This is a genomic window from Actinomadura parmotrematis (assembly GCF_019458805.1).
GTDB lineage: Bacteria > Actinomycetota > Actinomycetes > Streptosporangiales > Streptosporangiaceae > Spirillospora > Spirillospora parmotrematis.
Window position 1 is genome coordinate 1 of sequence record NZ_JAIBOA010000016.1, and the last position, 17,595, is coordinate 17,595.

The 17,595-nt window shown below is 76.7% G+C and carries 16 protein-coding genes; 5 read left to right on the forward strand and 11 right to left on the reverse strand.

The window, feature by feature from the left end; genetic code table 11:
- Positions 1 to 13: 13 nt before the first annotated feature.
- Positions 14 to 784, reverse strand: coding sequence for an aminoglycoside phosphotransferase family protein (locus K1Y72_RS23670; protein WP_220168632.1), 771 nt, complete (start codon positions 782 to 784; stop codon positions 14 to 16).
- A 65-nt stretch (positions 785 to 849) separates the two neighbouring features.
- On the opposite strand from K1Y72_RS23670, the gene K1Y72_RS23675 reads away from it, so the two are divergent.
- Positions 850 to 1,461, forward strand: a complete 612-nt coding sequence (locus K1Y72_RS23675) for a molybdopterin-dependent oxidoreductase (protein WP_220168633.1) — start codon at positions 850 to 852, stop codon at positions 1,459 to 1,461.
- A 270-nt stretch (positions 1,462 to 1,731) separates the two neighbouring features.
- On the opposite strand, the gene K1Y72_RS23680 is transcribed toward K1Y72_RS23675, so the two are convergent.
- On the reverse strand, positions 1,732 to 2,436 hold the full coding sequence (locus tag K1Y72_RS23680) for a maleylpyruvate isomerase family mycothiol-dependent enzyme (protein ID WP_220168634.1): 705 nt from the start codon (positions 2,434 to 2,436) through the stop codon (positions 1,732 to 1,734).
- A gap of 84 nt (positions 2,437 to 2,520) precedes the next feature.
- Here K1Y72_RS23680 and K1Y72_RS23685 point away from each other — a divergent pair, with 84 nt between their 5' ends.
- Positions 2,521 to 2,991 carry a COG4315 family predicted lipoprotein gene (locus tag K1Y72_RS23685; RefSeq protein ID WP_220168635.1) on the forward strand — a complete coding sequence of 157 codons (471 nt, stop codon included), beginning with the start codon at positions 2,521 to 2,523 and terminating at the stop codon, positions 2,989 to 2,991.
- Between the two features lie 122 nt (positions 2,992 to 3,113).
- On the opposite strand, the gene K1Y72_RS23690 is transcribed toward K1Y72_RS23685, so the two are convergent.
- On the reverse strand, positions 3,114 to 4,085 hold the full coding sequence (locus tag K1Y72_RS23690) for a diacylglycerol/lipid kinase family protein (protein ID WP_220168636.1): 972 nt from the start codon (positions 4,083 to 4,085) through the stop codon (positions 3,114 to 3,116).
- Positions 4,086 to 4,245: 160 nt separating this feature from the next.
- Between K1Y72_RS23690 and K1Y72_RS23695 the strand changes: the two genes are divergently transcribed.
- Together K1Y72_RS23695 and K1Y72_RS23700 are read left to right on the forward strand one after the other, a co-directional pair.
- Positions 4,246 to 5,250 carry an alpha/beta hydrolase gene (locus tag K1Y72_RS23695; RefSeq protein ID WP_220168637.1) on the forward strand — a complete coding sequence of 335 codons (1,005 nt, stop codon included), beginning with the start codon at positions 4,246 to 4,248 and terminating at the stop codon, positions 5,248 to 5,250.
- Between the two features lie 9 nt (positions 5,251 to 5,259).
- Complete coding sequence (locus K1Y72_RS23700; RefSeq protein ID WP_308287200.1) at positions 5,260 to 6,150, forward strand: amidohydrolase family protein; 891 nt, start codon at positions 5,260 to 5,262, stop codon at positions 6,148 to 6,150.
- 4 nt (positions 6,151 to 6,154) lie between these two features.
- On the opposite strand, the gene K1Y72_RS23705 is transcribed toward K1Y72_RS23700, so the two are convergent.
- The 3 genes from K1Y72_RS23705 to K1Y72_RS23715 are packed head-to-tail and all read right to left on the reverse strand — an operon-like array spanning position 6,155 to position 8,625.
- Positions 6,155 to 7,135 (reverse strand): cation diffusion facilitator family transporter, encoded by a 981-nt coding sequence (locus tag K1Y72_RS23705; RefSeq protein ID WP_220168638.1) that lies wholly within the window; start codon positions 7,133 to 7,135, stop codon positions 6,155 to 6,157.
- A complete protein-coding gene (locus K1Y72_RS23710; protein ID WP_220168639.1) occupies positions 7,132 to 7,521 on the reverse strand; it encodes an ArsR/SmtB family transcription factor in 390 nt (129 codons plus the stop codon). Before K1Y72_RS23710 ends, K1Y72_RS23705 begins: the two co-directional genes overlap by 4 nt.
- A 24-nt stretch (positions 7,522 to 7,545) precedes the next feature.
- A complete protein-coding gene (locus tag K1Y72_RS23715; protein ID WP_220168640.1) occupies positions 7,546 to 8,625 on the reverse strand; it encodes a DUF6777 domain-containing protein in 1,080 nt (359 codons plus the stop codon).
- A gap of 118 nt (positions 8,626 to 8,743) precedes the next feature.
- Between K1Y72_RS23715 and K1Y72_RS23720 the strand changes: the two genes are divergently transcribed.
- A complete protein-coding gene (locus K1Y72_RS23720) occupies positions 8,744 to 10,090 on the forward strand; it encodes a serine/threonine-protein kinase (protein ID WP_220168641.1) in 1,347 nt (448 codons plus the stop codon).
- 28 nt (positions 10,091 to 10,118) lie between these two features.
- Here K1Y72_RS23720 and K1Y72_RS23725 read toward each other — a convergent pair whose 3' ends face one another.
- From K1Y72_RS23725 to K1Y72_RS23745, 5 genes are read right to left on the reverse strand one after another with little or no spacing between them, the layout of a single operon-like run.
- Positions 10,119 to 11,318 (reverse strand): VWA domain-containing protein, encoded by a 1,200-nt coding sequence (locus K1Y72_RS23725; protein WP_220168642.1) that lies wholly within the window; start codon positions 11,316 to 11,318, stop codon positions 10,119 to 10,121.
- Positions 11,315 to 13,588, reverse strand: a complete 2,274-nt coding sequence (locus tag K1Y72_RS23730) for a DUF5682 family protein (protein WP_220168643.1) — start codon at positions 13,586 to 13,588, stop codon at positions 11,315 to 11,317. The genes K1Y72_RS23725 and K1Y72_RS23730 overlap by 4 nt, the downstream gene beginning before the upstream one ends.
- Positions 13,585 to 14,670 carry an ATP-binding protein gene (locus K1Y72_RS23735; RefSeq protein WP_220168644.1) on the reverse strand — a complete coding sequence of 362 codons (1,086 nt, stop codon included), beginning with the start codon at positions 14,668 to 14,670 and terminating at the stop codon, positions 13,585 to 13,587. Before K1Y72_RS23735 ends, K1Y72_RS23730 begins: the two co-directional genes overlap by 4 nt.
- Complete coding sequence (locus K1Y72_RS23740; protein ID WP_220168645.1) at positions 14,667 to 16,262, reverse strand: DUF5691 domain-containing protein; 1,596 nt, start codon at positions 16,260 to 16,262, stop codon at positions 14,667 to 14,669. Before K1Y72_RS23740 ends, K1Y72_RS23735 begins: the two co-directional genes overlap by 4 nt.
- Positions 16,259 to 17,548: an SWIM zinc finger family protein gene (locus tag K1Y72_RS23745; RefSeq protein WP_220168646.1), complete on the reverse strand. Its 1,290-nt coding sequence runs from the start codon at positions 17,546 to 17,548 to the stop codon at positions 16,259 to 16,261. The genes K1Y72_RS23740 and K1Y72_RS23745 overlap by 4 nt, the downstream gene beginning before the upstream one ends.
- Positions 17,549 to 17,595: the final 47 nt, after the last annotated feature.

The window sequence follows — 17,595 nt, forward strand, 5'->3', positions numbered from 1 at the left end:
TCGTGGGCTTGTTTCATTCGAACAGGTGCCGATGGGATCTACTCCAGGTGATCCTGCGATCGAGTTCGGCCGGAAAACCTTCGGCGACCCAGGTCGCTTGAGGTTCGATTCCTTGCCGGGCCAGGCGGCGGACCAGAGCGGCGTTCTCCTCTTGTCGCATGATGACGGCGTCGACGATTCCCCCGGTCGAGTCGAGGCCGTATGCGGCGCAGAAGTCTTCCAGGCGTGCGCGGCGATCGGGCGGGGCGGGGTAGTGGAGCCGGCGCAGGCACTCGGGATCGTCGCGGAACGGGGTGACGTACTCCAGCGCATAGGCCACGTCGTGCAGGCGTGGTGCGGGACGGGCGAGGTCCCAGTCGATGATCCCCACCGGCCTGATCCCCTGCCAGACGATGTTCCACGGACCGAAATCTCCGTGGCAGATGACGTCGTTGCGGCTCGGGATGCTCGTGCCCGTGGACCAGAGGGTGTCCGGCGGAGGGGTGAAGTCCTGAGCGGCGTCGTGGTAGTCGCGCAAGAGACGGGCGAGGTTCCGCAGGCCCTGACGGTCCACGGCTCTGGCCCAACCCGCGGGTCCGGAGTCGCCGTCGATGTAGGTGAGAACCTCGCGTCCCTGCTCGTCGATGCCCAGGGGGCGCGGCGCGTGCTCGAAGCCGGCGTCCGCCAGGTGGCGAAGGAGCGCGTGGACGGTGGGCGTCCAGGGCTGGGCGGGTCTGCGGACCGTGTCGCCGATCCGCACCACCCTGCGGTGGGCATCACCTTGCAGTACCTTCTCGGCCGGCATGGCGCCCACGTTAGCGCCGGCCGGGCGGTGGAATCGGCGTGAGGTCGGTGGGGGAGGATTCCGGTATGGGGTTCACGTCGCGCGGGTTTCGCGGTCAGCACTTCGGGCGTCCTGGGGCGGACGAGGCGGAGCGGGTGCCGCCGGGGCAGCATCTCGCGCGGGGGTTCCCGGTGCTGACGGCCGGGGTGACCCAGCGGATCGACACGGAGCGGTGGTCGTTCGAGATCCGCGGCGGGAGCCGGGAGCCGTCGTGGACGTGGGACGAGCTGCGGGCGCTGCCCGCCGAGGACATCGTGGTGGACATCCACTGCGTCACCCACTGGACGAAGCTCGACACCGCCTGGACGGGGGTGTCGCTGGACGTCCTGCTCGCCGAGGCCGGCGAGATCCCTGAGCACGCGCTCGCCGTCAGCTACGGCGGCTACGCGACCAACCTGCCGGTCGCGGAGATCACCGGTGGCAAGGCGTGGCTGGTGTACGCCTATGACGGTGAGCCGCTCACCGCCGAGCACGGCGGGCCGGTCCGGATGCTGGTGCCCGGCCACTACCTGTGGAAGAGCGCCAAGTGGATCCACGGGCTGTGGCTGTCGGACGCGGACCGTCCCGGGTTCTGGGAGCAGTCGGGCTATCACAACTTCGGCGACCCCTGGAAAGAGGAGCGCTACTCCGGCCAGTGAAGGTCGGGATTGTTGATTTTCCATGAGTCGATCGACTGACGGCGCTGCTGCGGTCTCGATGGCGAGTGCGGCGGGGCCGGAGAGTTCGCGGGCGGTGAGGCGCGGCGGCCCTCGGCGACGGTCTGCCTCCAGGCGTCGGGCATCGCCTACGCCCCCTCCTGCCCGCTCGGAGGGTTCGGCGTCCCCGACGACCCGCGTGTGCGGACCGTCGGGAACGCCGGGGCGCGATGAGGCTGGAGCCGGCCGGGGAGGACCTGGCGACGCGGCGGGTCAGGCCAGGCAGACGAGAGCCTCGCGGAGGTCGCGGTGCAGCGGGTGGTCGGCCGGGAGGCGGTTCGTGGTGGCGTCGGCGAGTTCGGCGGCGGTGAGGTCGGCCTCGTGGTCGCCCATCCGGACGCGGTAGCCGGTGGGGGTAGCGGTGACGTCGACGGGGGCGTCGGCCTCGGCGAGCGCGAAGACGCCGACGCGGGCGCGCCAGGCGGCGCGGCCGGGCTGTTCGCCGGGGTCGACGAGGGCGCCGACGTCGTCGGCGTGCGTGGCGTACTCGCTGCAGTAGTGGAAGGCCTGGAGACGGTTGGGGTAGGGGCCCGCCATGGTGGTGAGGGAGGCGTCCGGCCCGAGCTCGCGCATGCGCTCGCGCGTCTCGGCGCTGCGCTCGCGCCACTCTTCGAGGACGGCGGCGAGGGGGCGGTCGCGGCGCTCGCGGACGGTCCAGTCGTTGAAGCCGTCGAGGCCCTTGACGCCCTCGCGTTCCAGCCGCGCGGACAGGTCGTCGAGGGTGCCGTCGAGGACGGCGTGGTTGTAGAGCTCCTCGCCCGCCAGGTGGCCGAGGACGTCGCGGACCGACCAGCCCGCGCAGCGCGACGGCGCCGCCCATCCGGCGTCGGTGAGGCCGGCGAAGTGGGCGTCCAGGCGCGCCGCCTCGCTGTCGAGGATGTCGAAGGGGTCCAGTCCGGTCAGGGCGTCGGCGCTCATGGTCCCTTGCCTGCCCGGGACGCGGCGGTGTGAACCGGACGGGCGGGGCGGGCGTCGTTCTTACCGGGGGGCCTGGAGGTCGCGATGGGCAAGGCACTGGTCGCGGCGGCGCTCCTGATCGGCGCCGCCGGCTGCTCGAGCACGGTGGACATGGACACCCCCGGCAAGACGCTGGCGCCGCTGCCGACGTCGGGGCCGGTCACGGTGAACCTCGGCGACACCACCGGCGGGCGCGGGCTGAAGGACGGCGCGGGCCGCACCCTGTACCTGTTCGCCGGCGACGACGGGCGGCCCACCTGCACCGGCGCGTGCGCCGCGCGCTGGCCGCCGGTGCTCACCGAGGGGGCGCCGCGGGCGGGGGAGGGCGGCGTGCGCGCCGGCCTGCTCGGCACCGTCGCCGCGGCGGGCGGCGGGCGGCAGGTCGCCTACGCCGGGCATCCCCTCTACCGGTTCGCCCGCGACGCCATGCCCGGCGCGGCGTCGGGCGCGATGCTCCAGGACTTCGGTGCGCAGTGGTACGTCGTCGACGCAAGCGGCGACGCCGTCCGCAGCTGACCCGTCCGCGGACAGGGCGCGTCGGGTCGCGCACCGGAGAGGCCGCGCCGCCGCGGCCGCTCGCCCCACCGGCACCCGGGCGGGCCCCGGCGGCGCGGCCCCGCCGCGCCCGGCGGGGCGCGTCAGGTGTCCAGGAACGACTCCGGGACGATCACCCGCAGGGCGTTGCCGTGCAGCCGGATCGTGACGGGGGTGCGGCCGCGGATCTCGCCGTCCACGTCGACCGCGAGCGGCGGGTCGGTGCTGACGCGGACCTCGCCGGTGGTGAGGAAGGCGTCCTCCGACAGCGACCGCCACTGGCCGGTCAGCACGTGCCGCAGGGTGGCGCCGGCGAGGCGGAGGCGCCGCCCGTCGCCGAGCCGGTAGACCGCGAGGAGGCGGTCGTCGGGGCTGGCGTCGCGGGCGATGCGCTGCCCGCTGTGGTGCGCGCCGTTGGCGATGTTGAGCTGGTGGGTGGTGACGGTCTGCTCCTCGCCGTCCACGGTGATGGTGGCGGTGAACGGCTGGTGGCGGGGCAGCAGCCGCGCGGCGGTGAGGGCGTAGGCGGGCCGGCCGAGGACGCGCTTCAGGCCGTGCGGGACGTGCTCGGCGACCTGCACCGACAGGCCGAGGCTCACCATGTTGGCGAAGATGTGCTCGTCCTCGCCCTGCTCGCCCTGCGGGTCGCCGGTGGACTGGAACCAGCCGACGTCGACGTCGGCGACCTTGCCCTCGGCGAGGATGCGGACGGCGCCGGGCAGGTCCAGCGGCAGTTCCAGGCTGCGCGCGAAGTTGTTGGTGGTGCCGAACGGCAGCACGCCGAGCGCCACGTCGTGGTGGGCCAGGTGGCTGACGGCCTCGGCGATGGTACCGTCGCCGCCGCCCACGACGACCAGGTCGGGGGAGGAGGCGAGGACGCGCTCGAACAGCGCGCCGAGCCGCGTCGGGTCGGTGACGGGGTGGACCTCGGCGAACTCCAGGCCGGCCTCGCGCATCAGGCGCCGAGCCTCGGGCAGGAGGCGCCGTCCCCGCCGGGACCGGGCGTTGACGACCAGGACGGCGCGGCCGGCGCCGGGCTCCCTGATCGTGGCCTGCAGCTCGGGCTTGCTCCTCATGGCGACGGTTCCGCTCCCCTCCCTAGACCGCCACTGTACTCGGCGGCACCGGCCGGAGTCCGGACGGCGATATTTTATAAACCGATCACTCTGCGTTGAAACATCTGGGAAAACGGGCACATTCCTGGAAAGGCCGGGGGCGGGATTCCGGAGCGTGACGATGGGGCGACGGGGATGGCTCGGAGCGGGGCTCGCCGTGGGGGCCGTCGGGGTGTGGGCCACCCTCGCGCCGGGCGGCCGGCCGGTCGCGCCGGGGTCGGGGGCCGATGACGGCGCGGAGGTGGTCGGCGAGCGCCGGCGCGGCCACCGCGTCCTGGACCTGACGGTCCGCTCGCCGGTCCTGCCGGTACCCGCGCACGTGCGGCTGCTGCTGCCGCCGGGCTGGTCGCGGGAGGCGGGGCGGACGTGGCCGGTGCTCTGGCTGCTGCACGGCGCGGGCGACGGCCCCGCGGCGTGGACCGACCGCACCGACATCGCGGCGCTGACCGCCGGCCGGGACGTGATCGTGGCGATGCCGGACGGCGGGCCGTGCGCGCTCTACACCGACTGGTGGAACCACGGGAGCGGCGGGCCGCCGTGCTGGGAGACCTTCCACCTGGTCGAGCTGCGGCAGATCCTGGAGCGCGGGTACGGGGCCGGGGCGCGGCGGGCCGTCGCGGGCGCCGGCCTCGGCGGGCTCGGCGCGCTGGCCTACGCCGCCCGCCACCGCGGCCTGTTCGAGGCGGCGGCGTGCTTCAGCGGCCACCCGCACCTGCTGCGCGAGGACCCGGCCGGGCTGGACGCCGCCGACCTCGTCGAGCTCGCCGTCCTCGTCGGCGGCGCGGGCGCCGACTGGACGGACGTGTGGGGCGACCCGCGCGGGCAGCGGGTGCTGTGGCGCCAGCACGACCCGCACGAGCTCGCCGACCGGCTCGCCGGCGTCCGGGTGTACGTGAGCGCCGGCGACGGCGGGCCCGGCCCCCTGGACCCGCGTCCGGCCGCCGGACCCGACGTGGTCGAGGCGCTCGCCCGCGCGGGCAGCGCCGACTTCACCGGCAAGCTGGCCCGGCTGGGCGTCCCGGCCACCCGGCACTTCTACGCGGGCACCGGGGGCTGGCCCTACTGGCGGCGCGAGCTGGCCGCCGCGCTGCCGCTGCTGGTGGACGGGGCGGCGGCGGGCCTCTAGGGTCCACAGGTGACCGAATCCGATTCTGTCCGCGCGTTCTGGACGGGCCTCGGGCTGCCCGGGCTCATCGACGTGCACACGCACTTCATGCCCGAGCGCCTCATGGCCGCGGTGTGGGCGTACTTCGACCAGGCCGGCCCGCTCGTCGGCGGGACCTGGCCGATCCGCTACAAGCTGCCCGAGGACGAGCGGATCGCGCTGCTGCGCGCCATGGGCGTGCGGGCCTTCACCTCGCTGCTCTACCCGCACAAGCCCGGCATGGCCGCGTCCCTCAACGCCTGGGCGGCCGGCTTCGCCGGCCGGGTGCCCGACTGCGTGCAGACCGCGACGCTCCACGCCGAGCCCGGCGCGGCCGGCGTCGTCCGCGACGCCCTGGACGGCGGCGCGCGTCTGTTCAAGGTGCACCTGCAGGTCGGCGGGTTCGACCCGCGCGCCCCCGAGCTGGACGAGGCGTGGGGCGCGCTCGCCGACGCCGGGACGCCCGTCGTCGTGCACGCCGGGTCCGGGCCGGTCGCCCACGGCTTCACCGGGCCCGGGCCGTTCGGCGCCGTCCTCGCCCGCCACCCCCGGCTCACCGCCGTGATCGCGCACCTGGGCGCCCCCGAGTACGAGGGGTTCTTCGCGCTCGCCGAGCGTTACGAGCGCGTCCACCTGGACACGACGATGGCGTTCACCGACTTCGCCCGCGCCCTCGGCGACTTCCCGCCCGCCCTGCTGCCGCGGCTGCGCGACCTGGGCCTGGGCGGGCGCGTCCTGTTCGGCACCGACTTCCCCAACATCCCCTACGGCTACGGGCATCAGCTCGACTCCCTGGCGGCCCTGGACCTCGGCGACGACTGGCTGCGCGAGGTCTGCTGGAACGCCCCCGCCCGGCTCCTGGGGATCGGGGCGCCCGCCTGAACCGCTAGTGCTCGCAGGAGGGGAGGCCGGCGTGCTCGGGCGGCTCCTCGGGATCGGCGACGTGGCGGGGGCCGTGCGGGTCCTCGCAGTGGAAGCGGTCGTCCACGTGGTCGACCTCCAGCGTGGTGTGGGTGATACCGTAGGAGGACCGCAGCAGCGCCTGCAGGTCGCGGCGGACGGCGTGGCAGTCGCCCTTGGGCTCGACCAGCACGTGCGCCGACAGCGCCGGGTAGCCCGAGCTGACCTCCCAGACGTGCAGGTCGTGGACCTCGCGGACGCGCGGCTGCGCGGCGAGGCGCTCGCCGAGCTCGCCGGGGTCCAGGCCCGCGGGCGCGGCCTCCATCAGCACGCGCCCGGCGTCGCGCAGCAGCCCGTACCCGGCCTTCAGCATGAGCGCCGCCACCACCAGCGAGGCGAGCGCGTCGGCGCGGGCGAACCCGGTCGTCCACACCACCAGGCCCGCGATCGTGGTGGAGATGAAGGCGTACAGGTCGTTCAGGATGTGCTGGAAGGCGCCCTCGACGTTCAGGCTGCTGCGGTTCGCGCGGCTGATCAGCCAGGTCGCGCCGATGTTGACGGCGATCCCGGCGAGCGAGGTGAAGAACACCAGCCGCCCGTCCACCGCCGGCGGGTCGACCAGGCGCTGCGCGCCGTCGAAGACGAAGTAGGCGGCGAGCAGCAGCAGCGTCAGGCCGTTGAGCTGCGCGGACAGGATCTCGGCGCGGCGCAGCCCGTAGGTGAAGCCGCCCTTGGGCGGGCGCGCGGCGATGCGCATCGCGACGAGGGCGAGGCCGATCGCGACGGCGTCGGTGAGCATGTGCGCGGCGTCCGACATCAGGGCGAGGGAGGCGGCGAGGAACCCGACGACCACCTCGCCGATCATGAACGCCAGGATCAGCGCCAGCGCCGCCGTCAGGAACCGCTTGTCGGAGTCGGCCGACATCCCGTGGCCATGGCCATGACCGTGCCCGTGGCCGGCGCTCATGCGCCCTCCTCGCGGTGGCCGATGTGCACGAGGGCGAGGTCGAGCAGCATCCTGACGTGGGAGTCGGCGAGCCGGTAGTAGGCCATCCGGCCCGACCGGCGCACCCGCACGACCCGGCTCGCCCGCAGCAGCCGCAGCGTGTGCGAGACCGAGGACTCCGAGTGCCCGCAGGACGCGGCGATATCGCAGACGCACATCTCGCCGCCCTCCAGCAGCGCGCTGATCACCCGCAGCCGGCCCGGGTCGGCGAGCAGGCCGAAGACCTGCGCCAGCTCGCCGATCGCGGCACCGCCCGGGAGCGCCGCCCGCACCAGGGCGACCTTCTCCGGATCGACGACCCGCACCGCGCACCCGTCCGCGGCCACCACATCTGAAGCACTGCTCATATGAGCAACCGTAGCGCACGCCGATCACGACGCGACGGGGGGCTCCGGCTCCGGGCCGGGGGCGGAGGCGCTCCCGGGCGTGCCCTCGGGGGCCAGGGACACCGCCGGCGCGGTCGGGTCGCCGCCCGGCTCCTGCCCCCCGGTGTCCTGGCCGGTGCCGGGCTCGGCGGTGGGCGTCCCGCCCGGGTAGGCCGGACCGGTGGTGCCGGGGCCGGGCGTGGCGCTGTCGCCGGGGGCGACCGCGGGGCCGCTGCCGGACGGGGTCGCGCCGCCGTCGCCGGGCGCCGGGGAGCCGCTGTCGCCGGGCGCCGGCGTCGCCGTCCCGGTGCCCTGGCCCTCGACGGTGGCGGTCGGCGGCACCGGGACCGGCGGCCCGTCCTGGGCGCCGGTCGTCGCGGCCGGCCGCTCGAACCCGCTGGTGGCGCCGGGGTCCACGAGGACGAACGAGGTGACGGCGCCCTTCTCCGGCGCGCGCGGCGCGATCCGGGTGACCGCGCGGTCGCTGAACCCCGGCCACGCCGTGCCCGTGTAACGGGCGTGCTCGGTGGAGACCTTGGCGGGCGGCGCGGTCAGCGGGTTGCCGCAGTTGCACTTGACGACCGGCGCCCCGTACCGGTCGATGAGCACCCCCATGCCCGCCTGGAGGACGGCGGTGTGCCCCGTCGCCTTGCCGTCGGCGTAGCCGTGGTTGGTCACCAGGGTGTCGCTGCGCAGCAGCACCGGGGTGAGGCCGGCGAGGAAGGCGTCGATCCGGTCGGGGGTGATGCCCTCGGCCGCCGCCCAGGCGCGGGCCTTGGCGGGGTTCGCCCGCAGGAACGTCGCGATCTTCACCGCGTCGCAGCGGGACGCCTGCCGGGTGCCGCCGTACAGGCCGGGCGTGTCGGCGGGCTTCGTGCCGCCCGTCTTGGCGGCCCGCACGAGCTGCGTGGTGTCGCTCTGCGGGACCGGCGCGAACGCGTCCGGGCCCGGGTCGCCGACGGTGAGCCGGGTGATGGCCGCGGCGGTGCCCGATCCGTCGCACGCCCCCGCAGCGGGGGCGAGGACGAGCAGGGCCGCGGCCAGCGGCAGCGTCGCCCGCCTGTTTCGGCTCGATGTGGCGCGCATTGTCCCTCTCCCGCTGGGATGACCGTTACTTATACTCTTGGATGCCGCCGCTCCCCGGTTTGTGCACGGCGGATGGTCGGAAATATCCGCGACCCCGCCTTCGCGTGAGGGATGACGCATGACCGATCCGCACCCGCTCGGCCCCGGCGACCCCCGCAGCCTCGGCGGTTACGCGCTGCTCGGGCGGCTCGGCGACGGCGGCCAGGGCGTGGTCTTCCTCGCCCGCCCCGCGGCCGGCGGCCCGCCCGCGGCGGTGAAGCTGCTGCACGCCCGGCTGCTCGGCGACCCGCAGGCCCGCGCCCGGTTCGTCCGCGAGCTGGCGCTGCTCCAGCGCGTCGCCGGGTTCTGCACCGCGCGGGTGCTCGCCGCCGACATGGCCGGCGACCAGCCCTACATCGTCAGCGAGTACGTGCCCGGACCCTCGCTCCGCGAGCTGGTGCGCGCCGCCGGGCCGCGCCGCGGCGCCGACCTCGACCGGCTCGCCATCAGCACCCTGACCGCGCTCACCGCGATCCACCGCGCCGGGATCGTGCACCGCGACTTCAAGCCGCAGAACGTGCTGGTCGGGCCGGACGGGCCGCGCGTCATCGACTTCGGCATCGCCCGCGCCCTCGACACCGGCGCCACGCTGACCGGCCACGTCGTCGGCACGCCCGTCTACATGGCGCCCGAGCAGTTCCGCGGCGGCGAGATCGGGCCCGCGGCCGACCTGTTCGCCTGGGCCGCGACGATGCTGTTCGCCGCGACCGGCCGGGACGCCTTCGCCGCGCCGTCCATGCCCGCGGTGTTCCACCGGGTCCTGCACCACGAGCCCGACCTCGGGCCGCTGCCGCTGCCCGTCGCCGAGATCGCCGGACGCTGCCTGGCCAAGGACCCGGCGGACCGGCCGACGGCCGAGCAGGCGCTGCTGCGCATCCTCGGCGGCACGGGCGGCGGGGGCGGGGGCGGGCCGGCGGTCGCAGTGCCGGAGGCGGGACCGGGACCGGCGACCGAGTCCTATGTCATGACCGGCGTGCCCTACGTCGCTACCGAGATCGGCGGGACGCGACCCGAGCCGCAGCCCGCGCCGCCTCCCCCGGCGCCGCGCCGGGGGAGGCGCGGGCCGTCGCTGGTCGCCGGGCTGGTGCTCGCCGGGCTGCTCGCGGTCCTGGACGTCGCCACCACCGCGCTGATCATCGTCTACCCGCCCGAGGGCGACCGCTCGCGGGCGCTGGTGGAGGCCAGCGCGGCGTTCACCGCCGTCGCCGTCGTCACCCTGGCCGCCGTCGTCCTCGGCTGGCGCGGGAGCCGCGCCGCCGTCTGGACGGCCGCGGCGTCGCGCGTCGCGCGGGTCGCGCTGTGGGGCGCGTGGAGCTCGGCCGTCGGCGTCACGACCGCGGTGATGGCCGGGTACGCCGCCCTCACCGCGGCCGTGGTGGTGCTGCTGGCGCGCGGCGTCGCCGTCGCCGCCCGCCGCCCCCGCTGACGGGCCGGGGCGGCGGGCGGCGGGACGGTCACAGGTTGCGCTCGGCCCACTCGTTCAGGTCGCGGCGCTCGATCGCCGCCGCCATCAGGTCGGGGAACGCGTCCGGCGTGCACGCGAACGCCGGGACGCCGAGCGCGGCGAGCGCCGCCGCGTTCTCGTGGTCGTAGGCGGGCGCGCCCTCGTCCGACAGCGCCAGCAGCACGACGACCTGCACGCCCGCGTCGGTGAGCTGCGCGACGCGGCGCAGCATCTCGTCGCGGACGCCGCCCTCGTACAGGTCGCTGATCAGCACCATGATGGTGTCGGCGGGGCGGGTGACCAGGCCCTGGCAGTAGGCGATCGCCCGGTTGATGTCGGTGCCGCCGCCGAGCTGGGTGCCGAACAGCACCTCCACCGGGTCGTGGAGCCGGTCGGTGAGGTCGACGACGGCGGTGTCGAACACCACCAGGGAGGTGCGCAGCGACCGCATCGAGGCGAGCACCGCCCCGAACACCCCGGCGAACACCACCGACGCCGCCATCGACCCGCTCTGGTCGATGCAGAGCACCACGTCGCGCTTCACCGCCTGCTGCCGCCGCCCGTACCCGACGAGCCGCTCGGGCACGAGCGTGCGGTGGTCGGGCAGGTAGTGCCGCAGGTTCGCGCGGATCGTGCGGTCCCAGTCGACGTCGGCGAGGCGGCGCGGCCGCAGCACCCGCGCCGAGCGGTCCAGGGCGCCGCCGACCGCCGACCGGGTGCGCTGGGCGAGGCGCCGCTCCAGCTCGGCGACGACCTTGGCGACGACGGCGCGCGCCGACGCGCGGGCCCGGTCGGGCATGACGCGGTTCAGCGACAGCAGCGTGCCGACCAGGTGCACGTCGGGCTCGACGGCGTCCAGCATCTCCGGCTCCATCAGCAGCCGGGTGAGGTCGAGGCGCTCGATGGCGTCCTTCTGCATCACCTGCACGACGCTGGAGGGGAAGTAGGCGCGGATGTCGCCGAGCCAGCGCGCCACCGTCGGCGCGGAGTCGCCGAGGCCGCCCGACCGGCGTCCCGGGCGGCCGCCCTGGGCGCCCTTGGCGCCGTAGAGCCGGTCGAGGGCGGCGTCCATGCGGGCGTCGTCGCCGGCGAGGGCGGCGCCGGTGCCGTCGGCGGGACCGCCGCCGAGGACGAGGCGCCAGCGGCGCAGCCGCTCGTCCGCGCCGCCGCCCGTGCCCGTGCCCGTGCTCGTGTCGGTCGCGTCGGTCATGCCGGGACCTCCCAGCCGAGGATGCGGAGGGCCGTCGCGGCGGCGGGCGCCGCGCGGCCGGGGTCGATGTCGTCGTCGCCGTCCCCGCCGGGGGCGGCGGGGGAGGCCGCGCCGAGGTGGCGGGCGCGCTCGCCGATGGTGCGGCGCTCGGCCGAGCCGTAGGCGCCGAAGGTGCGGCGCAGCAGCGGCAGCACGTCGGTGAAGGAGTCCGGCGGCAGGCCCGCGATCCAGGCGTCGACCAGGCGCAGCAGCGCCTCGTCGTGGATCAGCAGCAGCCCGCCGCCCGACAGGAACCCCTCCACCCAGGCGGCGGCGCGAGATGGTGCGGCGCCGACCGACACCGCGCGCGCCATGCGGTCGGCGACGTCCGGCAGGCGGCCCGCGTCCAGCAGCAGCCGGGTGAGGCGGCCGTCGAGCAGGCCGTGCAGGTCGGGGCGGTCGATGAGGGCGGCGAGCGTGGCGCGCCACCGCTCCAGGTGCGCCTCGTCACCGAGCAGCGACAGGGCGCCGTGGACGTCGTCGACGCGTTCCAGCAGGGCGCGGGCGGCGTCGTCGTCGAGGCCGGTGACCGCCGTGGGCAGGCCGACGCAGACGCGCACCGCGAGGCCGTCCACGACCTCGCGGAGCGGCCCGGTCGCCGTGCCGCGCACGTCGCCGTAGCGGAGCGCCCGCACCAGGGCGGGCAGCGCCGCCATGAGGTGGGCGGCGTCGGCGTCGACGGCGGCGCGGTCGGCCAGGGCGCGCATGACGGCCGGGAGCGCGTCGCCGAGGTCGGCGAGCAGGCACCGCTCGGCGAGCGCGGTGAGCTCGGGCAGCGCGGTCGCGCCGGCGGCGAGGGCGGCGGCGCGGGCGGTCGCGGCGGCGCGCACGGTGGTGCCCCAGGCGCCCGCCTCGATCAGCTCGACGTCGAGCTCCGGGCGCCACATCAGCGTCCAGGTCTCCTTGAAGGTGCCCTTGGAGCGGCCCTCGCCCGCCGGCACGCCCCACGGCACGCCGAGCAGGCGCAGCCGGTGCAGCAGGCGGCTGCGATCGAGGTCGGTGGCCTTGCGCAGGTCGAGCTCGATCTCCTTGCCGAGCGCGGCCGGCTTCAGCCGGAGCCGCCGCTGCTCGGCCTGCACGTCGCGCTGGAGCGGCACCATCGGGGTGGCGGCGGGGACCTCGCCGAGCCGCTCCCCGACGACCATCCGCTCCTCGATCATGCGGACGGGCAGGTCGGCGCCCTCGCAGAGCACCGCCCGGGTCGCCTCGGTGACCTCGTCGAGCCCGGCGAGCGGGCGGCCGCGCAGCACCGCGAGGGCCTCGGCGAGCCGGACCGCCTCGATCACGTGCGCCGACGACACGTGCAGGTCGTCGCCGCGCAGCACCCGCGCCGCCTCGGTCAGCCACCGCTCGACCGGCCGGTCGGGCGCGGTGAACAGGTGGTGGTACCAGCCGGGGGAGCGGACGCCCGCGCCGTAGCCGGAGCGGCCCGCCAGGCGGCCGTGCGTCCACGGCACCCACGTCGCGGCGACCTTGGCCTTCGGCAGGCCGCGCAGCGTCTTGTCGTCCTGGGCGGCGGGGACGCGGGCGCCGGGGGCGCCCGGCGCGGCGGCCCGCACGGCCGGGACGTGCCAGGCGCCGCAGACGACCGCGATCCGCTCGAAGCCGTCGCGCAGCGCGCGCCGCAGGGTGCGGCGCATGTACGCCTCGCGCCGCTCCTCGCGGAGCCGGTAGGCGGCGGGCAGGGCGTCCAGGGGAAGGCGCTCGCGCAGCTCGGCCATCGCCTCGGCGATCGCCGGGAACGGCGCCGGGCCGCCGTCGCGGTGCTCGACGACGTCGTCCCACCAGCGCTCGGCGTCGTCGTAGCCGGCGGCCTCGGCGAGGGTGCCGAGCGGGTCGAGGCGCAGGTCCTCGGTGACGTCCTCCTCGCCCTCGGGCTCTTCCTCGCCGGCGTCCGCGAACTGGTGGGCGGCGGGCAGGTCGCAGAAGCGGACCTCGGCGCCGGTGTCCAGGGCGTGCCGGATCGCCTGCCACTCGGGGCTGAACTCGGCGAACGGCCAGAACGCGGCCTTGCGGCCGTCCTCCTTGCCGCTCTCGCCGGGGGTGTAGGCGAGCAGCGCGACGGGCGGGACCATGCCGGGGTCGGCGGCGAGCTCCACCAGCCCGTCGGCCTCGGGCGGTCCCTCGATGAGGACGGCGTCCGGTTTGAACTCGGCGAGCGCGGCCCGCACCGCGCGCGCCGAGCCGGGACCGTGGTGGCGGATCCCGTAGACCTCGACGCGCGCCGTCAAGACACCTCCCGGCAGGCCCGGTAGAAGTCGCGCCACTCGGGGCGCTCGCGCACGACGGTCTCCAGGTACTCCTGCCAGACGACGCGGTCCGACACCGGGTCCTGCACGACGGCGCCGACGATGCCGGCGGCGACGTCGGGGGCGCGCAGCACGCCGTCGCCGAAGTGCGCGGCGAGCGCGAGGCCGCTCGTCACCACCGAGATGGCCTCGGCGGTGGAGAGCGTGCCGCTCGGCGACTTCAGCTTGGTGCGGCCGTCGCTGGACAGGCCCCCGCGCAGCTCCCGGAACACCGTGACGACGCGGCGGATCTCGGCGAGCCCGGCCGGCGCCTCGGGCAGCTCCAGCGCGGTGCCGAGCTGGGCGACGCGCCGCGCCACGATCTGGACCTCGTCGTCGACCGAGTCGGGCAGCGGCAGCACGACGGTGTTGAAGCGGCGCCGCAGCGCGCTCGACAGCTCGTTGACGCCGCGGTCGCGGTCGTTGGCCGTCGCGATCACCGTGAAGCCCTTGCGGGCCTGCACCTCGGTGTTGAGCTCCGGGACCGGCAGCGTCTTCTCCGACAGGATGGTGATGAGGGTGTCCTGCACGTCGCTCGGCATGCGGGTCAGCTCCTCGATGCGGGCGACCGCGCCGGTCCGCATCGCGCGCATGAGCGGGCTCTCGACCAGCGCCTCGGCCGAGGGGCCCTCGGCGAGCAGCCGGGCGTAGTTCCAGCCGTAGCGGACGGCCTCCTCGGCGGTGCCCGCGGTGCCCTGCACCAGCAGCGTGGAGTCGCCGCTGACGGCGGCCGCCAGGTGCTCCGACACCCACGTCTTGGCGGTGCCGGGGACGCCGATGAGCAGCAGCGCCCGGTCGGTGGCCAGGGTGGCGACGGCGACCTCCATGAGCCGCCGCGGGCCGACGTACTTGGGGCTGACCGGCGTCCCGTCGGGCAGGTCGCCGCCGAGCAGGTAGGTGGTCACCGCCCACGGCGACAGGCGCCAGCCGGGCGGGCGGGGACGGTCGTCGTGCTCGGCGAGCCGGGCGAGCTCCCCGGCGTACTGCTGCTCGGCGTGCGGGCGCAGGACGGCGTCGTCGGTCACGGGACGAGCTCCTTGATCATCTCGGTGCGGAAGCGCAGGGTGTCGGTCAGGCCGGTGAGGACGAGCGCGGCGGCCGCGCGGCCCGGCTCGTCGGGGGCGCGGGCGTGCCGGGCGGCGAGCGCGTCCAGCCGGGGCAGCACGGCGGGCGACAGGCGCTGCTCGGCGAGCCGGGCGAGCTGGGTGAGGACGTACTCGTGGCGCTGCCCGGCGCGTTCGGCGGCGGCGTCCAGGACGCCGGCGACGGCCTCGGCGAGCGCGCCGTCCCAGGGGGCGGGCACCCGCTCCAGGACGCGCACGAGGTCGGGCTGCCCCGCCACCCAGCGGACGAGGCCCGCGGCGGCCTCGTCGCGCTCGCCGGGCGGCAGCACGGCGAGCAGGTCGGCGAGGGCCTCGGGCTCGTCGACCATGGCGCCGCCCTTCAGCAGCGCCCGCGCCCACGCCACGTCGCGCTGGCGCAGCGCGGCGCGCGCCCAGCCGATGTGGACGTCGCGGGTGCCGCGCCCGTCCGGCTCGTCCTGGGCGCCGGCGTCGCCGGTGCCGCCGGTATCGGCGGCCTCGGCGACGGGCAGGCAGACGATCTCGACGGGCGGCAGGCCGAACGCCTCGGTCCAGGTGGCCAGCGGGGTGCGGGCGAGGATCTCGCGCAGCCAGGCGGCGCGGGTGCCGACCGGGCCGCGCCCGCCGGGCGCGAACGAGCCGCTCGGGTGGAAGGGGACGCCGTCGCGGGCGAGGCCGTCGTCGTGGGCGTGCGGCGGCTCGACCACCAGCCACGTCTGGCGGCGCCGCCGGACGGTGCGCCGCTCGGCGCGCAGGCAGGCGCGGGCGCGCGCCGCCATCCGCGCGCCGTAGGCCGAACCGGGCAGCCGGGCCAGCAGGTCGGAGGCGGTCTGCCGGACGTCCTTGCCGCGGTCCTCCAGGGCGGCCTCCAGGAACTCCTCGTCGCCCGCCGACAGGCCGTGCGCGAAGGTCGCCAGGAACGCGGCCCGGTCGGGCGCGGCCTCGGTGGGCCAGGTGGACGCGAGCGCCGCGCGGGCCGCGCCGGGGTCGGTGCCGCGCAGCGCGCTGAGGTGGGCGACGCGCTGGTTGCGGGTGCCGGTCTCCCAGACCTCGGCGCCGCCGCCCGGGTCGTCGCCGGAGCCGACGAGGTAGGCCCAGTCGGTGTTCTGCAGCGCCAGCCACACGCCGCGGCGCCCGGCGGCGCCGGCGATCGAGGGGCGCAGGCCGCGGTCGGCGCGGCCCTTCTCCAGCAGGTCGGGCAGCAGCCGGGCGGGGACGCGCAGGCCGCGCGCGGCGGCGGCGTCCAGCCACTCGCCGAGCATCCGGGCCTGCTCGCCCGCCAGGATGCGGGCCAGGCGCGCGGCCGCCGCCGGCGGCACCGCCGGGGCCTCCTCGGGGGGCGCCGGGGCGACCGGCTCGGCCGCCGTGGCGGGCGGCCGGAGGCCGGCGCGGCGGCGGACGGCGAGGACGGCGGCCTGGTCCAGCAGCCGCCCGGCGGCGTCGCCGTCCGGCGGCGGGGCGCCCGGCAGCGGCGGCACGGCCCGCCGCTCGGTGCCGAGCAGCGCGGCGCTGACGTGCTCGTCCCAGTCGCTCACAGGATCACCACTCCCTCCTCGGGGTGCCAGCCGGCGAGGGCGCGCAGACGCCGCCCCGACCACTCGCCCGCCACGGTGACGGCGTCGCCGCCCGCGACGGCGAGCAGCCGCCACGGGTCGCCGGTGCGCAGCGGCACCGCCGCGCCCGCCGCGTCGACGGCCCAGAGGCCCGCGCCGTCGCGGGCGAGCCGCACGCCGGCGAGGACGGCGGGCCAGCGGTCCAGCCACGGGTCGGCGGCGACGGCCGCGGCGAACTCGTCCAGCAGCGCGGCCACGCCGGTGCCGTCCGGGACGGCCGCGACGGCCGGGCCGTGCCGCTCGGCGACCAGCGCCCGCAGCGGCCGGGCGCCGGGGTAGAAGGCCAGCTCGGCGTCGATCTCGGTGCCGACGGCGAGGGAGACGTCCAGCGGGCGGCCGGGCGCGGCGAACGACAGCACCAGCGCCGAGCGCCCCGAGCGGCTCCGCAGCCAGACGCGGCGCGTGGTGAGCTGCTCCTGGGCGAGGTCGCGGGAGCCGACGACGCACCAGCGGTCGCGGACGCGCTCGCCCGACGCCAGGACGTCCTCCTGCACGACGGTGAAGCCGATGCGGGCGCGGACCGTCTCGCGCAGCGGAGCGGACAGCCCCTCGGCGGCGTGGGCGCGGACCAGCAGCCGCAGCAGCGCGTACTCCTCCAGCAGCAGGCCGGGCCAGCCGGGCCGCCGCGGCACCGACGCCAGCGCCCGCACCTGCCCGGCGAGCGCGCCGGCCTTGGCGTCCACCAGGCGGCGGGCCGCGTCGTCCCACAGCCGGTAGGGGGCCTTCTCGGCCTGCGCGAGGCCGTGCGCGACCTGGTCGGCCAGCCACCGGTCGAGGTCGGCGACGCCCGCGGCGACCTGCTCCTCGCGGGCCGCGGCCGTCTTCGGGTCGCGGGCCCTGGCGGCCGTGACGGCCTTCCTGGCCTGCGCCCTGCCGGCCCGCTCGGCCCGCTCGGCGAGCCACCCGGCGACCCAGGCGGGCGGCTCGCCCGCGGCGGCGGCGCCGTCGCTCCACAGCAGGAGCAGGCCGAGCACGTGCTTGCAGGGGAACTTGCGGCTCGGGCACGAGCACCGGAACGCCGGCTCGCCGAGGTCGGCGGCCGCCCGGTAGGCGCTCTTGCCGCTGCCCTGGCACTCGCCCCACACGGCTCCGGCGCCGCAGCCGAGGCCGCTCCATTTGGCGGGTTTGGCCACGCCCGTCCCGGCCTTGGCCGAGGCGGCGTCGGGCGCGAGCCCGAGCACGTGCTCCCGATCCCATCGATCGCTCACAGGGACGAAACTAGCGGCCGCCTACGACATCCCCGGGCGCCTTCCCG

Coding starts and splice junctions, on each gene's coding strand:
- K1Y72_RS23670 (WP_220168632.1), bottom strand. CDS start 784: ATGCCGGCCGAGAAGGTACTGCAAGGTGATGCCCACCGCAGGGTGGTG.
- K1Y72_RS23675 (WP_220168633.1), top strand. CDS start 850: ATGGGGTTCACGTCGCGCGGGTTTCGCGGTCAGCACTTCGGGCGTCCT.
- K1Y72_RS23680 (WP_220168634.1), bottom strand. CDS start 2,436: ATGAGCGCCGACGCCCTGACCGGACTGGACCCCTTCGACATCCTCGAC.
- K1Y72_RS23685 (WP_220168635.1), top strand. CDS start 2,521: ATGGGCAAGGCACTGGTCGCGGCGGCGCTCCTGATCGGCGCCGCCGGC.
- K1Y72_RS23690 (WP_220168636.1), bottom strand. CDS start 4,085: ATGAGGAGCAAGCCCGAGCTGCAGGCCACGATCAGGGAGCCCGGCGCC.
- K1Y72_RS23695 (WP_220168637.1), top strand. CDS start 4,246: ATGGGGCGACGGGGATGGCTCGGAGCGGGGCTCGCCGTGGGGGCCGTC.
- K1Y72_RS23705 (WP_220168638.1), bottom strand. CDS start 7,135: ATGAGCGCCGGCCACGGGCACGGTCATGGCCATGGCCACGGGATGTCG.
- K1Y72_RS23710 (WP_220168639.1), bottom strand. CDS start 7,521: ATGAGCAGTGCTTCAGATGTGGTGGCCGCGGACGGGTGCGCGGTGCGG.
- K1Y72_RS23715 (WP_220168640.1), bottom strand. CDS start 8,625: ATGCGCGCCACATCGAGCCGAAACAGGCGGGCGACGCTGCCGCTGGCC.
- K1Y72_RS23720 (WP_220168641.1), top strand. CDS start 8,744: ATGACCGATCCGCACCCGCTCGGCCCCGGCGACCCCCGCAGCCTCGGC.
- K1Y72_RS23725 (WP_220168642.1), bottom strand. CDS start 11,318: ATGACCGACGCGACCGACACGAGCACGGGCACGGGCACGGGCGGCGGC.